The 15,662-nt window shown below is 46.2% G+C and carries 14 protein-coding genes; 1 reads left to right on the top strand and 13 read right to left on the bottom strand.

What is annotated here, in order from left to right:
- Window positions 1-6 precede the first annotated feature (6 nt).
- The 8 genes from EC328_RS01455 to EC328_RS01420 form a co-directional block, all read right to left on the bottom strand.
- The gene (locus EC328_RS01455) at window positions 7-2,259 is read right to left on the bottom strand and encodes a glycogen/starch/alpha-glucan phosphorylase (protein WP_164905990.1); all 2,253 of its coding nucleotides are present in this window, start codon (window positions 2,257-2,259) and stop codon (window positions 7-9) included.
- A gap of 4 nt (window positions 2,260-2,263) precedes the next feature.
- Window positions 2,264-3,697, bottom strand: a complete 1,434-nt coding sequence (gene glgA / locus EC328_RS01450; protein WP_128425151.1) for a glycogen synthase GlgA — start codon at window positions 3,695-3,697, stop codon at window positions 2,264-2,266.
- A 6-nt stretch (window positions 3,698-3,703) separates the two neighbouring features.
- Window positions 3,704-4,828 carry a glucose-1-phosphate adenylyltransferase subunit GlgD gene (gene glgD / locus EC328_RS01445; RefSeq protein WP_128425150.1) on the bottom strand — a complete coding sequence of 375 codons (1,125 nt, stop codon included), beginning with the start codon at window positions 4,826-4,828 and terminating at the stop codon, window positions 3,704-3,706.
- A gap of 12 nt (window positions 4,829-4,840) precedes the next feature.
- Window positions 4,841-5,980 carry a glucose-1-phosphate adenylyltransferase gene (locus EC328_RS01440; protein ID WP_128426958.1) on the bottom strand — a complete coding sequence of 380 codons (1,140 nt, stop codon included), beginning with the start codon at window positions 5,978-5,980 and terminating at the stop codon, window positions 4,841-4,843.
- Complete coding sequence (gene glgB / locus EC328_RS01435; protein WP_240671503.1) at window positions 5,970-7,901, bottom strand: 1,4-alpha-glucan branching protein GlgB; 1,932 nt, start codon at window positions 7,899-7,901, stop codon at window positions 5,970-5,972. The genes EC328_RS01440 and glgB overlap by 11 nt, the downstream gene beginning before the upstream one ends.
- 105 nt (window positions 7,902-8,006) lie before the next feature.
- Window positions 8,007-9,863: an ATP-binding protein gene (locus EC328_RS01430; protein ID WP_128425149.1), complete on the bottom strand. Its 1,857-nt coding sequence runs from the start codon at window positions 9,861-9,863 to the stop codon at window positions 8,007-8,009.
- Window positions 9,864-10,081: 218 nt separating this feature from the next.
- The gene (locus EC328_RS01425; RefSeq protein ID WP_128425148.1) at window positions 10,082-10,459 is read right to left on the bottom strand and encodes a GIY-YIG nuclease family protein; all 378 of its coding nucleotides are present in this window, start codon (window positions 10,457-10,459) and stop codon (window positions 10,082-10,084) included.
- Between the two features lie 86 nt (window positions 10,460-10,545).
- Complete coding sequence (locus EC328_RS01420; RefSeq protein WP_128425147.1) at window positions 10,546-11,532, bottom strand: DNA double-strand break repair nuclease NurA; 987 nt, start codon at window positions 11,530-11,532, stop codon at window positions 10,546-10,548.
- Between the two features lie 111 nt (window positions 11,533-11,643).
- On the opposite strand from EC328_RS01420, the gene EC328_RS11795 reads away from it, so the two are divergent.
- On the top strand, window positions 11,644-11,886 hold the full coding sequence (locus EC328_RS11795) for an AbrB/MazE/SpoVT family DNA-binding domain-containing protein (protein ID WP_128425146.1): 243 nt from the start codon (window positions 11,644-11,646) through the stop codon (window positions 11,884-11,886).
- A gap of 38 nt (window positions 11,887-11,924) precedes the next feature.
- Here EC328_RS11795 and rsmI read toward each other — a convergent pair whose 3' ends face one another.
- The 5 genes from rsmI to holB form a co-directional block, all read right to left on the bottom strand.
- On the bottom strand, window positions 11,925-12,752 hold the full coding sequence (gene rsmI / locus EC328_RS01410; protein ID WP_128425145.1) for a 16S rRNA (cytidine(1402)-2'-O)-methyltransferase: 828 nt from the start codon (window positions 12,750-12,752) through the stop codon (window positions 11,925-11,927).
- 5 nt (window positions 12,753-12,757) lie between these two features.
- Entirely contained in the window at window positions 12,758-13,471 is a 714-nt protein-coding gene (locus EC328_RS01405; RefSeq protein ID WP_164905989.1) for a tRNA1(Val) (adenine(37)-N6)-methyltransferase, read from the bottom strand.
- Window positions 13,472-13,547: 76 nt separating this feature from the next.
- Window positions 13,548-13,715 (bottom strand): DUF362 domain-containing protein, encoded by a 168-nt coding sequence (locus EC328_RS01400; protein ID WP_128425143.1) that lies wholly within the window; start codon window positions 13,713-13,715, stop codon window positions 13,548-13,550.
- 79 nt (window positions 13,716-13,794) lie between these two features.
- Window positions 13,795-14,682 (bottom strand): PSP1 domain-containing protein, encoded by an 888-nt coding sequence (locus EC328_RS01395; protein ID WP_128425142.1) that lies wholly within the window; start codon window positions 14,680-14,682, stop codon window positions 13,795-13,797.
- Window positions 14,682-15,662, bottom strand: coding sequence for a DNA polymerase III subunit delta' (gene holB / locus EC328_RS01390; RefSeq protein WP_128425141.1), 981 nt, complete (start codon window positions 15,660-15,662; stop codon window positions 14,682-14,684). The genes EC328_RS01395 and holB overlap by 1 nt, the downstream gene beginning before the upstream one ends.

Below are 15,662 nucleotides of genomic sequence, written 5' to 3'. Positions count from 1 at the left end.
CACCTCCTAGGATAGCTCCTGCCACATTTTCTTAGCATATATCCCGACAACGGAATCAGATGAAAAATCGGCCAATAGAGCAATGCTCTTCAGCATCCTTCTGCTCCAGCCGTATCTGTCAAGATACCAGCCGGATACCTCATCCATTCCCCTTGCATACTCAGCATAATCTTTGAGCACCAGACTGTGATCGTTGTATTTGATAAGCCCTTCGTTAAGGATCCTGTAAAGGTTGCCGTCGACAAGGTTCTCCCTTCCCAGGAGTGCTTCACAGGCTCTTTTCAGCTCCTTGTTCCTGTAGTACTGCTCCTGAAGCTTGGTATCCCTTATTTCGTAGTGAAGCTGTGCTTCTTCCTTAGTGGATCCAAAGAGCTTTATGCATTCCTTCCCTGAGTAGCTTTTGATCAGATTATTGGTATCATCTCTGCTTCCCATGGCTATGGCTCCGTTCACCATTGAGGTAAGCCCTCCGATGTGAAGGCCTCCCTTTGAGGGAACAGTAAGTGATTGAACCAGCTCAATTGCAGGGATCAGAAGCTCGCCCCTCCTTTGGGAAAGATCCTCGATAAAAAGGAGCTTCAGCTTGTCCTTGATCGTGATATCCCTGTTTATCTTGTCTGCCAGCTGGTTTATCAGCCTGATCAGAAGCTTAGAGGTCATATCGTGGCTGGCTGCCCTGCCGCCTATGAATATCACCCTGGGGACGACATCCAGATTTGGTTCATCCTTAAGCCCAAGATACTGGTCGATCACCCACAGCACCTGGAGAAGCTGTCTGTTGTCATCGTTTATATCACGTATGTGACCGTCGAAAAGTGCATAGGGATCCAGAAGTATCCCTTTGGTATCAAATATGGCCTTTGCCAGCGTATTTTTGTTGTCTGTTTTTATTCTCTCAAGAGAGTCCAGAAATGGAGCATCCCCCTTTAACTCATCCAGTTTTTTTAGCTCCCACGGATCAGATATAAACCCTTCTCCAAGACTTTCCAGCAAAAGATCCCTCAATTTGGGATTAGCTGAAAGCAGCCACCTCCTGTGGGAGATCGCCAACGGGTGCCCCAGAGGCGGTCCCTGATAGGCACCAGCCTTTGCAATATTTATCAGTCTTACCTCATTGTCCCAGAGTATCCCTGAGGCTTTTCTGCCCTCCTCCTTAAGCGGGGCTGCATCTGAAAGCTTTGCCAGATAGCGGTGATGGATCTCTTCCAGGATAAGCCACAGCCTTGGAAGAAGCTCCCGGGTCATTGCGCCTTCAAGCTTATTCATGGCTTCCTCTATTGAAGATATCGGCGTGTAATAGAATGCCCTGCTTGTTATGTCCCAGGCCTCATCCCATGAAAGCTTCACATCGTCAAGTAGTATCCTCAACAGCTCAGGTATCGCAAGGAGGAGATGGCTGTCCATCATAAGGAACAGGTAGTGTTCATCCAGAAGGTCTATGGGATTCCCTTTTTCAAGATGCTCTCGCACTATATCCTGCATTGCTCCGCTGATGAGAAGGTACTCCTGCTTGAACCTCTGCCTGTTCTTCTCCGGTAAAGAGTTTGAAGGAATAAGCCTTTTGGTCAGAAGCTCATTATCCATAAGCCTGAGTCTTAAGGTCCGGTCATTTCCCCAGCCTGTATATGGAAGATCGTAATATCTTATGTTATGCTCTTCTCCTCCTTTTTGGGTGAAGATAAGGTCTTCGCCTTCCTTGGAGATATCGACAGAACCGCCCATGGTTGTTTTCAGGGCTACAGTGCTTTTATAAAGCCAGTTTTTTCCCCTGCTCCACCAGTTGTCCGGTTCCTCAGTCTGCTCGCCATCCTTTAATCCCTGACGAAAATAGCCCTCCCGATAGAGAAGGCCGTAACCGATCGCACTGTATCCGCAGCTGGCAAAGGTATCCATAAGTCCGTTGGCAAGAAGACCCATGTCGTTTGAACCCAAGCCAAGCTCCCTGTCCTCCGCTAAAAGCTCCTCAAGCTCCCTGCCATACTCCTTCAGCGTTTTATCTATTTCATCATATATCCCAAGGTAATCAAGATTTTTCTGCAGCATAAGTCCCGGCAGGTGCTCCATGGAAAGATAGACGATTATCCTATGTCTTCCCATCTCTCTGTCGGTCTGCCAAATCTGCTTGCCGAGGGTTTCTCTCACGTAGTAGGACAGAGCCCGGTAAAGCTCGCCTGATGCTGCTTCCTCGATTGTGACTGCTCCATGCTGGAAAAGTATCTCCTGAAGCCTCTCACCGATAGTCTTTGTGTTTCCTGTCATGCTATCACCTCTGTAGTAGCAGCTCCTCATAAAGCTTTATATATTTTTCAGAGGACACTGCCCAGTCTGTCTTTTCGGTCATCGCCTGTACAACAAGGCTCTTCCATGTATCTTCATCGTCATAAACGCCGATTGCCTCTTTCAATGAATAAAGAAGCTCATGTGCATTGTAGTTGGCAAAGGAAAATCCTGTACCTTCGCCGGTGTACCTGTTATATGGCTTAACGGTATCCTTCAGTCCTCCTGTCTCCCTGACTACAGGCAGAGTGCCATACCTCATGGCAATAAGCTGTGATATCCCGCAGGGTTCAGCAAGAGATGGCATCATGAATATATCGGATCCTGCATATACAAGGTGTGATTCTCCTTCGTTGAAATATATGTGAGCAGAAAGCCTGTCAGGATATCTCCATTGGAAATGCCTGAACATATCCTCATACTCTTCTTCGCCGGTTCCAAGCACCACTACCTGGACCTCCTCCTGAAGCAGCTCATCCAGGATATATCTTACAAGGTCAAGACCCTTCGTCGCTACAAGTCTTGTTACCATGCCTATTACAGGTACATTCTTATTCTCCGGCAGATCAAACAGTCTCTGTAGTGCCTCTTTGTTAAGAGCTTTTCCCCTTAGATCGTCCTTTGAATAGTGGTAAGGAAGCTTCGGATCTTTTTCAGGATCATATACATCGTAGTCTATACCGTTAACTATCCCCTTAAGCTTCCAATCGTTCTTTCTTATGACCCCCTGGAGATTCTCTCCGTAGAACTCATATCTTATCTCCTCAGCATATGATTCGGAAACTGTTGTCAGAGAATCGCAGTATACGATCCCCGCCTTCATGAAGTTGGCCGCATCGTAGAACTTCAAGCCGTCCTCGTGGAAATATTCATTGGATAGCCCCGCCAGTTGAAGGATCGAGGGAGGAAATACGCCCTGATACTTCAGGTTATGGATAGTAAATACGGTTTTGATCCTCGAGTAAGCTTCATCTCCCCTTGAGTAATCCTTGATGTAAAGAGGCAAAAGTCCCGTGTGCCAGTCGTTGGCATGGACTATATCGACCTTAAGGTCAAGTGCCTTTATCATTTGTGCAATTGCTCTCGAAAAAAACAAGAAGCGTTCTCCGTCGTCTCCCTGTCCGTATATGGTATCTCTGTGGAAGTAAAATTCATTGTCGATAAAGAATGTCTTTATTCCATCCTCTTCTATGGAAAATATTCCAGCGTATTGGTGCCTCCAATCCAGGTCGACGAAGAAAAAGGCCTCCTGCTTCATCCTGTCTCTATAGGTGCTGCTGATCCTCGAATAAAGGGGAAGTACCACAAAAACATCATGGCCCTCCTTTGCAATGGCTTTTGGAAGGGAGCCGGCAACGTCAGCCAGCCCTCCCGTCTTTATATATGGGGCAACCTCAGAGGCTGCGTAAAGGATCCTCATGCCTCATCAGTCCTTTCTCAGTATCTGCTTCTTCTGGACCACATAGGGCATCAGAGAGCTTCCCGCGATACGTATTTCCTCTCCTATTATTGCGTCCTTGTCCAGTATCGAGTTGACCACAAGTGCGTTTTCTCCTATCTCGGCCTTCTGCATGACCACGGAGTTTTTAACGACTGCTCCCTTGCCTATTTTGACACCTCTGAAAATTATGGAGTTTTCTACTTGCCCTTCGATTATACAGCCATTTGCCACCAGTGAATTCTGAACATCGGAGGTCTCGGTATATAGGGTGGATGGTTCATCCTTGGTCTTGGTAAATACGGTTCCCCTTTCGTAGAACAGCTCATGCGCAACATTCTTCTTCAGCAAGTTGAGGTTAGCATCGTAAAAGCTCTTGAGGTTTCTTATGTTTTCAACGTGTCCCCTGAACTCAAAGGTATTTATATTTAGCTTGTCCTTGCCCTTGATCACCGCATCAAGGAGATAGTCGGCATTGCCCTTCTCTATTGATTCCATGACAAGCTTCATAAATACCTCCTTCTTCATAAATCCTGTCTTAAGGAACATGTTGAAGGTTTCCTCTGTCCCCAGATTTATCCCTATATTATCCAATGACCCGTCATCATTTATCGATATTTTATCCGAATTGATGTACTGCCCCCACGGATCCTGCTGTTTTTTATAGAACAGGGTTATATCAGCATCTGTCTCCCTGAAGTACTTGAATGCGGAGGTGAGGTCGACCTTAGCCAAAATATTCGGGTGCACAAGTAGTATATATTTCTCCCGGGCTTGCCGGTAAAAGTCCATTGTTGAGTAGAATTGCGGCACATCCCCAAACCTGTTCAGGGTAAAGTCATGGGTTATGGGGGGAAACAGCATGAGACCGCTGAACCTTCTGTTAAGATCCCAGGGCTTTCCGTCGCCCAGGTGGTCCATTGTGGATCTTATCTTTTCACCTGTGTAGACTGCAATCGTCTTTATGCCGTGGTTTACCATGTTTGAGACAGCAAAATCTATTAGTCTGTAACGTCCTCCAAAGGGGAGCATATATACCGGCCTGTGGATGCACAGTGTACCAAAGTTGTTCTCAATATTTGCGCCGCTGATTATTCCGATGCACTTCTCCATTCTCTCCCCCTCCTATTCCTTGGATATATTTCTATCCGAAACCATGTAGATGCAGTCTTCGTCACCCTGGCCGATCACCTGGCCTGCTTCAACAGTAACTCCCTCAAGGATCACTGCCTTTGATACTTTGGCTCCTGCCTTGATGACGCAATCTGAAAGAACCACAGAGTCCTCTATCATAGCACCCTCCTCAACGATGACATCGCTGAAAAGAATGCTTCTTACCACTTCACCCTTCACATAGCAGCCTTCGTTCACAAGTGAATTCTTCACGATCGCTCCTCTGGCTATATACTGGGGCGGCAGATTTTTGGACCTGGTATATATTCTCCAGTCCTTGTCGTAGAGGTTCAGGGTATTCAGTGGATCCAAAAGGTCCATATTGGCCTCCCAATAGCTTCTTACGGTCCCAACATCCTTCCAGTATCCATCGAACACCCAGGTGTACATCTTCCTCCCTTCGGAAAGCATAAGCGGGAGTACATTCTTCCCAAAGTCGTTGTCGGAGCCTGGATCTGCATCATCTTTTATGAGATAGTCTCTAAGTACCTTCCAGTTAAACATGTAGATCCCCATTGAAGCCAGGTTGTTTTTGGGATTTTCAGGTTTCTCCTCGAACTCGACGATCCTTCCATCAGAATCCACATTTATGATCCCGAATCTGGGTGCCTCATCCCATGGTACCTCCATTACAGCTATCGTGACATCCGCACTCTTTGCCTGGTGCTCCTCCAGAAGATCATTGTAATTCATCTTGTATACATGGTCTCCTGAAAGGATCAGTACATATTCCGGGTCCTGCTCGTCGATATAATCGATGTTCTCAAATACAGCATTGGCCGTTCCTGTGTACCACCTTCCCCCATCCTCCGAGGTAAATGGAGGCAATACCCTTAAGCCTCCGACATTTCTGTCATAGTCCCAGGATGATCCTATTCCTATGTGTGAATTCAGCAAATATGGCTTATACTGGGTCAGGATACCTATATTGTCGATCCCTGAGTTGGCTGCATTGCTGAGAGCGAAGTCTATTATCCTGTATTTCCCTCCAAAAGGGACCGCCGGTTTGGCTATTTTCCTTGTGAGGGCTTTCAACCTTGAACCCTGTCCGCCTGCAAGCAGCATTGCCACAACCTTGTTCTCAATCATAATTGTTCCCCCCTGTCTTGTGTTCGTTTTGAGGCTTCCTGTCAAGCTTAAGATATATTGCAGCCAATGGCGGCAGGTCGATCCTTATGCTAAGGTCTCTGCCGTGGAAGGACTCGGGTTTTGCCTTATATCTCTTTACCCGCTCCGTGGAACCGCCATACCTCTTGTGGTCGCTGGTAAGTACGGTTCTGTATGTCCCTTCCTCCAAAACCCCTATTGGATAAGCCGGTCTTGGAACCGGTGTGAAATTAAATATGCATATAAGCCTTTCTCCGGCTTTGTCCAGTCTCTCGAAGGATATTATGCTCTCCTGAGAGTTGGAATGGTCGATCCACTGAAATCCGTCGTAGGTAGTATCCAGCTCATATAGTGTTGTCTCATCCCTATAAAGCCCATTCAGATCAGATACGAACTTCTGCATCAGCTTATGTGGCTCCAGATCCAGTAGCTGCCATTCAATTGATTCATACTCTCTCCACTCAAGGAACTGGGCGATCTCATTTCCCATGAACAGAAGCTTTTTCCCTGGATGTGCAAACATATACTGGTATAGCAGCCTGAGATTCGCAAACTTTTGCTCGTAGCTGCCCGGCATTTTTTCCACCATGGACTTTTTGCCGTGGACCACCTCGTCGTGGCTGAAGGGGAGTATGAAATTCTCGGAGAATGCATACATCATAGAAAAGGTAAGCGCTCCATGGTGATCCTTTCTGTAGATTGGATCGAGCGCCATGTATTTCAGGATGTCGTTCATCCAGCCCATATTCCACTTGAAATTGAAGCCCAGTCCGCCCTCGTCTACGGGGTGGCTGACCTTCGGCCAGGCTGTGGACTCCTCCGCGATCATCATGGTATCCGGGTAATGCTTGAAAACGACGGAGTTCAGTCGTTTTATAAACTCGATGGCCTCAAGGTTCTCTCTTCCTCCGAAGCTGTTCCTTATATCTTTTCCTCCAAAATCCAGGTAAAGCATATATGCAACGGCATCCATCCTCAGGCCGTCAATGTGGTAGTAGTCGTGCCAGTACATTGCGTTCGAAATAAGGAATGAAAAGACCTCAGGCTTGGTATAGTCGAAGTTGAGAGTCCCCCATTGCTCGTTTTCGGCTTTGGCTTTGTCCAGGGACTCGAAAAGGTATGTTCCGTCGAACCTTGCAAGACCATAGTCGTCCTTGCAAAAGTGAGCAGGTACCCAGTCCATGATAACGCCAATGTCGTTCTGGTGGCACTGGTCTATTAAAAACATAAGGTCTTTGGGAGTCCCGAAACGGCTGGTGGGTGCGTAATAACCGGTTATCTGATAGCCCCAGGAGGCATCGAGCGGGTGTTCAGAAAGCGGCATGAATTCTATATGGGTGAAACCCATTTTTTTAACATATTTAACAAGCTCCCTTGCAAGCTCAATATATGAAAACTGGATATTTCCTTCTTTCTGCCTCCAGGAAAGCAGATTTACCTCATATATCGAAATAGGTCTCGTGTAGAGCTTTTTGCCTCTCTTTTTCATCCATTCCCTGTCGTTCCATTGGTAACCTTTTATGTCAAATATCTTCGAGTCAGTGAGAGGCCTTGTATCCATGTGAAAACCGAAGGGGTCTGCCTTCATGCGGACCTCTCCGTCCTCTGCGATTATTCTGTACTTATACTTGTCGTACTCTTCGGCTGTCGTTATTATTATCTGCCACAGACCGCTTGTGCCTATCCTTTTCATGGGCAGGCTGACGCTGTCCCACTGGTTAAAATCGCCCACAAGAAATACCTCTCTCGCCCTGGGAGCCCAAACTGTGAAACGGTGTCCTTTTTTTCTTCCCTTTTTATATGGATGAGCTCCCATGAATTCATAGGCTCTGTAAAAGGTGCCCTCATGGAACAGGTACGCATCCATTTCTCCTTCCTCTATGTAGAAATACTCATTTTCCGCCAAGACTCCTGCCTCCCTTCTGATCTGTGGTACATCGGTCAATCACAATTATTGCAACAAAGGCGGTAGATCTACCGCCTTTCGGATATCCGGATAAAACCTTCAGCATTACAGCTCATCTGAGGTTTTCTCTGATTTTATATATCTATACCCCAAAAATGTCTCTTCTTTTCGGATATAGTTCTTTTTTGCCAGAAGCTTCAACTTTTCTTCCAGCCTGTCACGGGTCATCGTAATCCCGGTTTCCCTTTCCAGCTCCATGATAACATGAAGCATGTCTGTCTCACTTATTGGGAGCTTATTGATAATCATATCAAGATATTTGTCGTCATCCTCCCTGGTCCTCTGAAGCAGCTCATCAAACGGGTTCAATGTATGAGGACTGGCGCTGTAGGCTGCCCTTATCCTTGCAAAGGTAGTCCTTCCAAGCATCGCGGATGAAATGAACACGTCTCCGGTCCTAAGATATGGCAGCCTCTTGGCCTCCTCCGGTGTAAGGTCTGTTTCCTCCCTTATCGTGTCTATATCCGAGGCTCTTACTGTTCTGAATATAAGCTTGGTATTAAGCTGTGCTGTGACTGTCTCATCCAGAAGTGTCGGCCTTTGGGTCGCAAGCACCAGAAAAACCCCATACTTTCTTCCTTCCTGTGCGATTTCCTTGATTATAGATTTCGAAGGGGACTCATAGCCCTTGGGTGCGAAGTTGTGGGCCTCGTCGGTCACAAGTATAAATGGAGGGAAAAAGTCTGTGGGCAGCTTTTTATACAATGCGTCCTTGTAGTCTCTTCTTTTGTGATAAAGATTGTTCAGTAAATATGTCCCGTATACCTGAAGTATCCTTGTGCTTCCCTGGATCACGACCAGCTTTCCGTCCTGGAGGCCCTCCTCTATTGCCCGGCTGTCCTTTGAGAATATGCCCTCGTTATGGAGCCTTCGAAGCCTCCAGAGCACTCCCCGAACCGAGGAATAAGGACAAGACTTGTCATAGGTGTTGAACAGATTTCTTCGTTCAGTCCACGCCTTCCTCTCCTCACCATCGGTGTCCCTGATCCTTGCTTCAAGCTTTTCAAGAGAGCCCTCCTCCTGAGCCTCTGAGAGCATTTGCAGCTTCTGGGAAAAGCTGGTGTAGGATTCTCTGCGGCCGAAGAGGACATCGACTACGTTGTTCATCGCATCAGTCAAGGTACTTGCTGCATCCAGTAGATTCTTAAGGTCGCCGGCAGTAAGGTCCTCGAACTTTACACCTGTATGGGTCCCGACCTGATAACATCGGAAGGACTCCTCAAAGTCAAGGTGCCTTTCTGTGAAATAGCCAGGGAGCTCAGAAAAGTCCATCTCGTAGTGAGGATCGAGGACGAGGGTCGGTATGCCCTTAAGCATTATCTCCTCAAGAAGCACCCTCAGTCCGAAGGATTTGCCTGAGCCTGAGCCGCCGAATACTCCTATGTGGGGGTAGTGGTGCATTGACCTGATATCCATTATGAATGGAAGCTCTCTTTGTGACTGGAGTCCTTTTTCCTCAAAGGTATACATCAGATCGCAGAATTCCTCGTCCATATCTACAGCTACATCGTCAGTGTTTCTTATGACGCCCACGACAAGGCCTTTTTCTGGCGGGGTCTTAAGCATAAGCTCCCGAACCTCCTCAAACCTTGGGATGCGGGCATCAGATCCTGTTTGCACGGGGTAGAGGGCTTCATTCAGAAGTCTTACCTTTGCAATGTAGATCGTATCCTCATCCACGTCGTAGCCGAGGGCCTTCAGGCTTTCGAGGACGGCGGCATCCACAAAATCCCCGTAGATGTTCAAGGGAATATATCTGTTGAAGGTTCTGGCCTCTACGACCTCTCCCATAAGATCGCCCTGGAAGGGGTCCTGGATTATTAGAAACTCGTTGATCCTGAAGTTTCGCTCCTTTGAGCCAATATAAAATTCCTGCTGGGTTGTTATTCCTACGACTTTCAATGGTTGGACCTCCCCTAATTCAATTGGATAATTGACAATTGACGATTGACAATTAAATTCACAATTCACAGTGCACAATTCACGGTTACAAGCGGTAAGCGTTAAGCGATAGGCGGTAAGCGTTAGCAAATTAAGATTCCTCCACTTCGGTCGGAATGACAGGGAAGTGAGGGTCGGAATGACAGAAAAATTGTCATCCCGAGCGCAGTCGAGGGATCTCAATAAATATCCTCCGACAAATCAAACCACTTTGGATTCATACGCTCAATCAGCACTAGCTTTTTTTCCTTTCTCCAGTTCTTCAGCTGCTTTTCTCTAAGTATCGCTGATTCTACATCTTCTGTGGATTCATAATAAACTAGCTTATCGACGTTGTATTTTTGAGTAAACCCTTCAACGAGCTTATTCTTATGTTCAAAGACTCTTCTTTGCAAGTCATTTGTAACGCCTATGTAAAGGACATTGTTGAATTTATTAGTTAGAATGTATACCCAGTACACGATTACTCTCCTTAAAAGATGAGATCCCTCCACTCCGGTCGGGATGACAGGAAAGAGAAGGTCGGGATGACAGGAAAGAGAAGGTCGGAATGACATAAACCTAACCCCTGGTCCCCAGTTCCTATCCCCTACTACCGCATAACGCTTCTAATTGTCAATTGTCCATTGTCCATTGTCAATTGTCAACTCCTCTTATCCCTTTCCGACACGAAGTACCTCTCATAGATCCCCCTGTCCAGGTAGCGCTCCATAAGAGCCTTCATCATATCGTCGGAGATCTTGACCTCCTTGTCTACAATGTCGAGCCACAAGGGTACTCCTCTGCTGTTCTCAGGAGTAAGGGTCAATACAAGCCTTGCCATTTCCTCAAGCTTTTGAGACTGGCTTTCGATTATATCTATGCCTATTACCATTGGATATAGCGAGCTCCTTAAAAATCCCGAGCTGTAGCCCTTTGGTTCTTTTCTGTTTATGTCTTCGTTTATATGGATGAACTCCCCGTATTCAAGGAGCCCGAAAAGAAGCTCCCTGTCATAGAGGACTCCCTCGATCCTGCCATCCAGCTCCTTCAGCCTCTCACCTACTGCCGAGGTTTTTATATCCTTTATGACTCCCATAAGTATGGTGCCGGTGGCCTCACAAAGCTCCACAAGCCTTGACCATGCGTCCCCTGCATAGATATTGTAGCGTATAAGCCCTCCGTCCATCATTATGGCATAGGGCTTATGCTCCCTTACGCTCCCAATGGCCGCTTCCACCTCTATCGTTGCCAGACGGATGTTCCTTTGCTCCTCCCGCAAATCTGTTTCACCTGTCAGAGGGTCTTCCTTCTCCTCGCTGAGGATAGGGGTATACACTCCTGAAATGAAAATGGGGTTGTCTCTAAATACGGTGGACTTTGCCAGTCCCTGGTAAAGCTCTATAAAATGTGGATAGCTCCCACCTGCTCTGTTGACTGAGCCGTCTACTCCCGATATACCTCCCTTGGAGTGGATATTATGAAGCTCCAGGCTGCTTAGTTTTTCAATCTTTTTGATCTTCCCGATCTCAGAGTCCATGAAGCTTTTCAGTTTGATTTTGTCACCATCCATGACTGATTTTTGTTTTTTTTGGATTTCACTGTTTACTTTTTCAAGTAAATTACTTAATTCTTTGTTGATAGAATCCATTTTCAACCCTCGCTTTAGCAAGATATCGCTTGGCAGTATATTGACTTTTTTTGACATCTATGGTAGCATAATCCCATGGTTTTTACCAAACCTAATTGGGAGGTGGCTTTGATGAAATCCACAGGTATTGTGAGGAAGGTCGACGAACTGGGTAGAGTGGTTATACCCATAGAGCTTAGAAGGACTCTGGATATCCAGGTCAAGGATCCATTGGAGATCTTTGTTGACGAGGATAAGGTCATCCTTAGAAAATTCTCACCGTCATGCATTTTCTGCGGCGAAGCTAAGGGGATCAAGGATTTCAAGGGCAAGAACGTATGCCCGGGCTGTATTAAGGAGCTGACAAAAAAATAACCGTATAATAAAGCACTTAGGCTATCCTGAGTGCTTTATTATTTTTTTAGCCTCAGACTCTCCGAGTATACCTGGTTCTTTGGAGCTCCGGTCTTCTCGCATACAAACCTTATCGCATCCTTTTTTGAATAGCCATTCTCAAGCAGCTGGAGCAGCATAGCCGCTATGTCGAATTCCTCCTGCTCACCTTTTTCAGCGCCCTGGACCACTATCACCATTTCTCCCTTAAGCTGTCTCTCATGTGCCACAGACAAAAGCTCCTCCAGCGTACCTCTTATGGTTTCCTCGAACTTCTTTGTAAGCTCCCTTGAAAGGGAAGCCCTTCTGTTTCCAAGGACGGATGACATATCTTTTAGGCTGTCAAGAAGTCTGTGGGGACTTTCATAGAATATTATGGTTCTTTCCTCGGTTTTAAGCCCTTCAAGAGCCTTTATCCTGTCTGTTGATTTTGAAGGAAGAAAGCCTTCAAATGCGAATTTGTCGGTTGAAAGCCCGGAAACAACAAGAGCCAATAGGGCTGCCGATGGTCCTGGAAGCCCCATGACCTGTATTCCTGCCTCTACGCATAGCTTTACGATGTCCTCTCCTGGATCAGATATCCCAGGCATCCCCGCATCGGAAACCAGCGCAACAGATTTCCCGTTTTGAAGCATATCCACTATTAAGGGACCTTTTTCACGGATATTATGCTCGTGGTAGCTTGTCATCTGTTTCTTGATGTCAAAATGATTTAACAGCTTCAGTGTATGTCTTGTATCCTCTGCGGCAATAATATCCACAGACCTTAAAGTATCGAGCACTCTGAGGGTAATATCGTCAAGGTTCCCGATAGGGGTTGGACAAACATATAATATTCCCTGTTCCATATCGATCACCTGCTTCCGTATATAGTGCTTATCTGATCAGTGTATTTTCCGTCTACCCCGTATACCGTAATGGGATCCCCATACTTAAAATCCATCCTGCCTCCCTTTACTCCCTCAATAAGGAACAGATTGGCTGGCTTTCCAGGCTTTGGGTATACCCAGGTCATCAGCTTTGGTTCGATCCCGTGGGTTCTCATCGCGTATAATACATCGACGAGTCTGTTTGGCCGGTGTACCATGTAAAGCTTCCCTAATGGACTTAAAAGCCAGCTGGAAACTCTCATTATATCCTCGAGAGTACAGGCCAGCTCATGTCTTGAGATTGCGTGGTTCTCCTCCGGATTTACAAGGGCAGCGCCAGGCTTCATATAAGGGGGATTTGTTATGATGGTGTCGATAGATGCCTTCGGGAACTTCCCCGGAAGCTCTTTGATATTCTCGTTCAATATCCTGATCTTATTCTCCAGTTTATTTAAGTATACACTTTTTTCAGCCATTTCTGCCACATTTGTCTGGAGCTCTACCCCATATATCTTTTTGATTCTGGGGTGATCAGCAAGTCTTAAGGGAATTATCCCGGTCCCTGTCCCAAGGTCCATTACAATTCCCTTGGGCTCTGCAAAATAGGATAGAAGTATGGCATCTACTCCATAGGAAAACAGCTTTTTATCCTGTATTATTTCATATGGTGTCCCTGGCACCTTATCCAGTCTTTCCATAGGTATCATTCCTCCGAAATATATGTATGAAAAAAGACCCTTGTTCGGGTCTTTTTAGCATTGTCTCAAATAAGTACTACTCTGGCTGAGGTGCGTCCACTGGACAAACACTTGCACATGCGCCACAGTCAATGCATTTATCTGGATCGATCACGTAGATATCGCCAGCTGATATCGCTTCAGTTGGGCATTCTGGCTGACATGCTCCGCAAGCGATACAATCATCAGTAATATGATATGCCATTCTTTTCACCTCCCCCAGAAAACTCTGCCTGACTATATTCTAACACGATTTTTCATAATTTCAAATAGAAAAATAGTGTCTATTCCAGACTCCTGAAATCCTCCAGAAGCTCGTCGTCGTGCTTGTCGCCGTATCTCTGATACGCCGGATCAAACTTCCCTGTGGCCTTTATCTCATCCGCCTGGAACTGGAATATATCCTCGGTACCGTCCTTAAGCCTTACCTTGGCTTTCACTCTCTGAAGAAGGGTATATGTGTCGATTATTACTCCTTTGCCCTGAGGCGTCATAACAATGGCACCAACAGAAGGCATTGTCTTAAGAAGCTCCTCATACGTATCCTGCTCATATTTCAGACAGCACATAAGCCTCCCGCAAAGACCTGATATCTTGGTGGGATTCAGTGACAGGCTTTGCTCCTTGGCCATTTTTATTGATACAGGCGCAAATTCTCCAAGGAACTTGGCGCAGCACACAACTTGTCCGCATGGGCCGACTCCTCCTACCATTTTTGCTTCGTCTCTCACTCCGATTTGTCTGAGCTCGATCCTTGTCTTAAAAATGGCTGCAAGGTCCTTTACCAGCTCCCTGAAATCGATCCTGCCGTCTGCTGTAAAGTAGAATATTACCTTGTTGTTGTCGAAGGTATACTCCACATCCACCAGCTTCATATCAAGACCATGTTCCTCAACTTTCCTTTGACAGGTCTCGATAGCCTCCTTCGCCTTTGCCCTATTGCTTCTATGTACCTCGAAATCCTCGTCGGTCGCAAGCCTTAAAACCTTCTTAAGCGGGAGGATTATTTCCTCCTCAGGAACATCTCTTGGCCCTATTACCACGTGACCGAACTCGATTCCCCTTGCAGTCTCGACAATTACAAAATCGTTATGTGCAACCTCTATGACATCGGGGTCGAAATAATATATCTTCCCGGCCTTTTTAAACCTAACTCCAACTACTCGAACCATTAAAACTCCTCCTGTATTTTAAGCAGCATTGTCTCTATGGACAATTGATAATTCACATTCATCTGAACATTGTAAATGGTATTCTGTATCTTCTCTATTATACCATTAATTCTTTCAAAATCCAGAGCGGATTGTTCTGATATCAATTTAAGCCTGTCCCTGTTGACGATAAGGCTGCTGTCAGCGGAGGCCTTGTATAAGAGCAGGTCCCTGAACCACAGCAAAAAAATGTCAAGTATCTGGAGTATCCGGTCCTTCCTTTCTGCGAATTCCTCAGAGGAACTGAATACCATCTGCTTCTCTCCCTTCAAGAGAGATTCTATAAGAGTTATGGCCCATTCCCTGTCTCTGAAAAACTCCTCGTCCTGAAGCAGTTTTATAGCTCTTCCAACAGAGCCCTTGGAATAATCGGCAAGAAAGTCGGCATTATACCGGTCTGCTCCATACTCCTCCAATAGAATCTTTTTTACCGCAGCTCTGTCTAAGGGATAAAATCTTATGTTCTGACCTCTGGACCTTATGGTAGGCAAAAGGTCTTTCGGACTCGAGGTCACAAGAATAATATGAGCATAGACAGGCGGCTCCTCAAGGGTCTTAAGGAGTGCGTTCTGGGCTTCCTTATTCATAAGATGGGCCTCATCCATCAATATGACCTTTCTCTCCGACTCGAAGGGAGACATAGTCATTGTGTGGATTATCCCCTCGACCTCCCCCTTTCTTATCATGCCCTTTTCAGGTCTGATCTCCAGGTAATCCGGGTGAGAGCCTGTCTCAAATCTGCGGCAGCTGCTGCAGGACCCACATGGCTCCTCTCCTCTTTGCAAGCAAAGAAGGGTTTTAGCAAAAACCCTTCCAATAGTCATTTTCCCAAGGCCTTCCTCGCCCTCAAATATATAAAAGTGGCTGATATTACCGTTTTTGACAGCTCTCTTCAATCCCTCTACTGCGATCTTATGACCTGATATATTAGTGTAATCCAT

Origin of the sequence: Gudongella oleilytica (assembly GCF_004101785.1) — a bacterium.
GTDB classification, from domain to species: Bacteria; Bacillota; Clostridia; order Tissierellales; family Tissierellaceae; genus Gudongella; species Gudongella oleilytica.
This window is presented reverse-complemented; position numbering and strand designations above follow the sequence as displayed.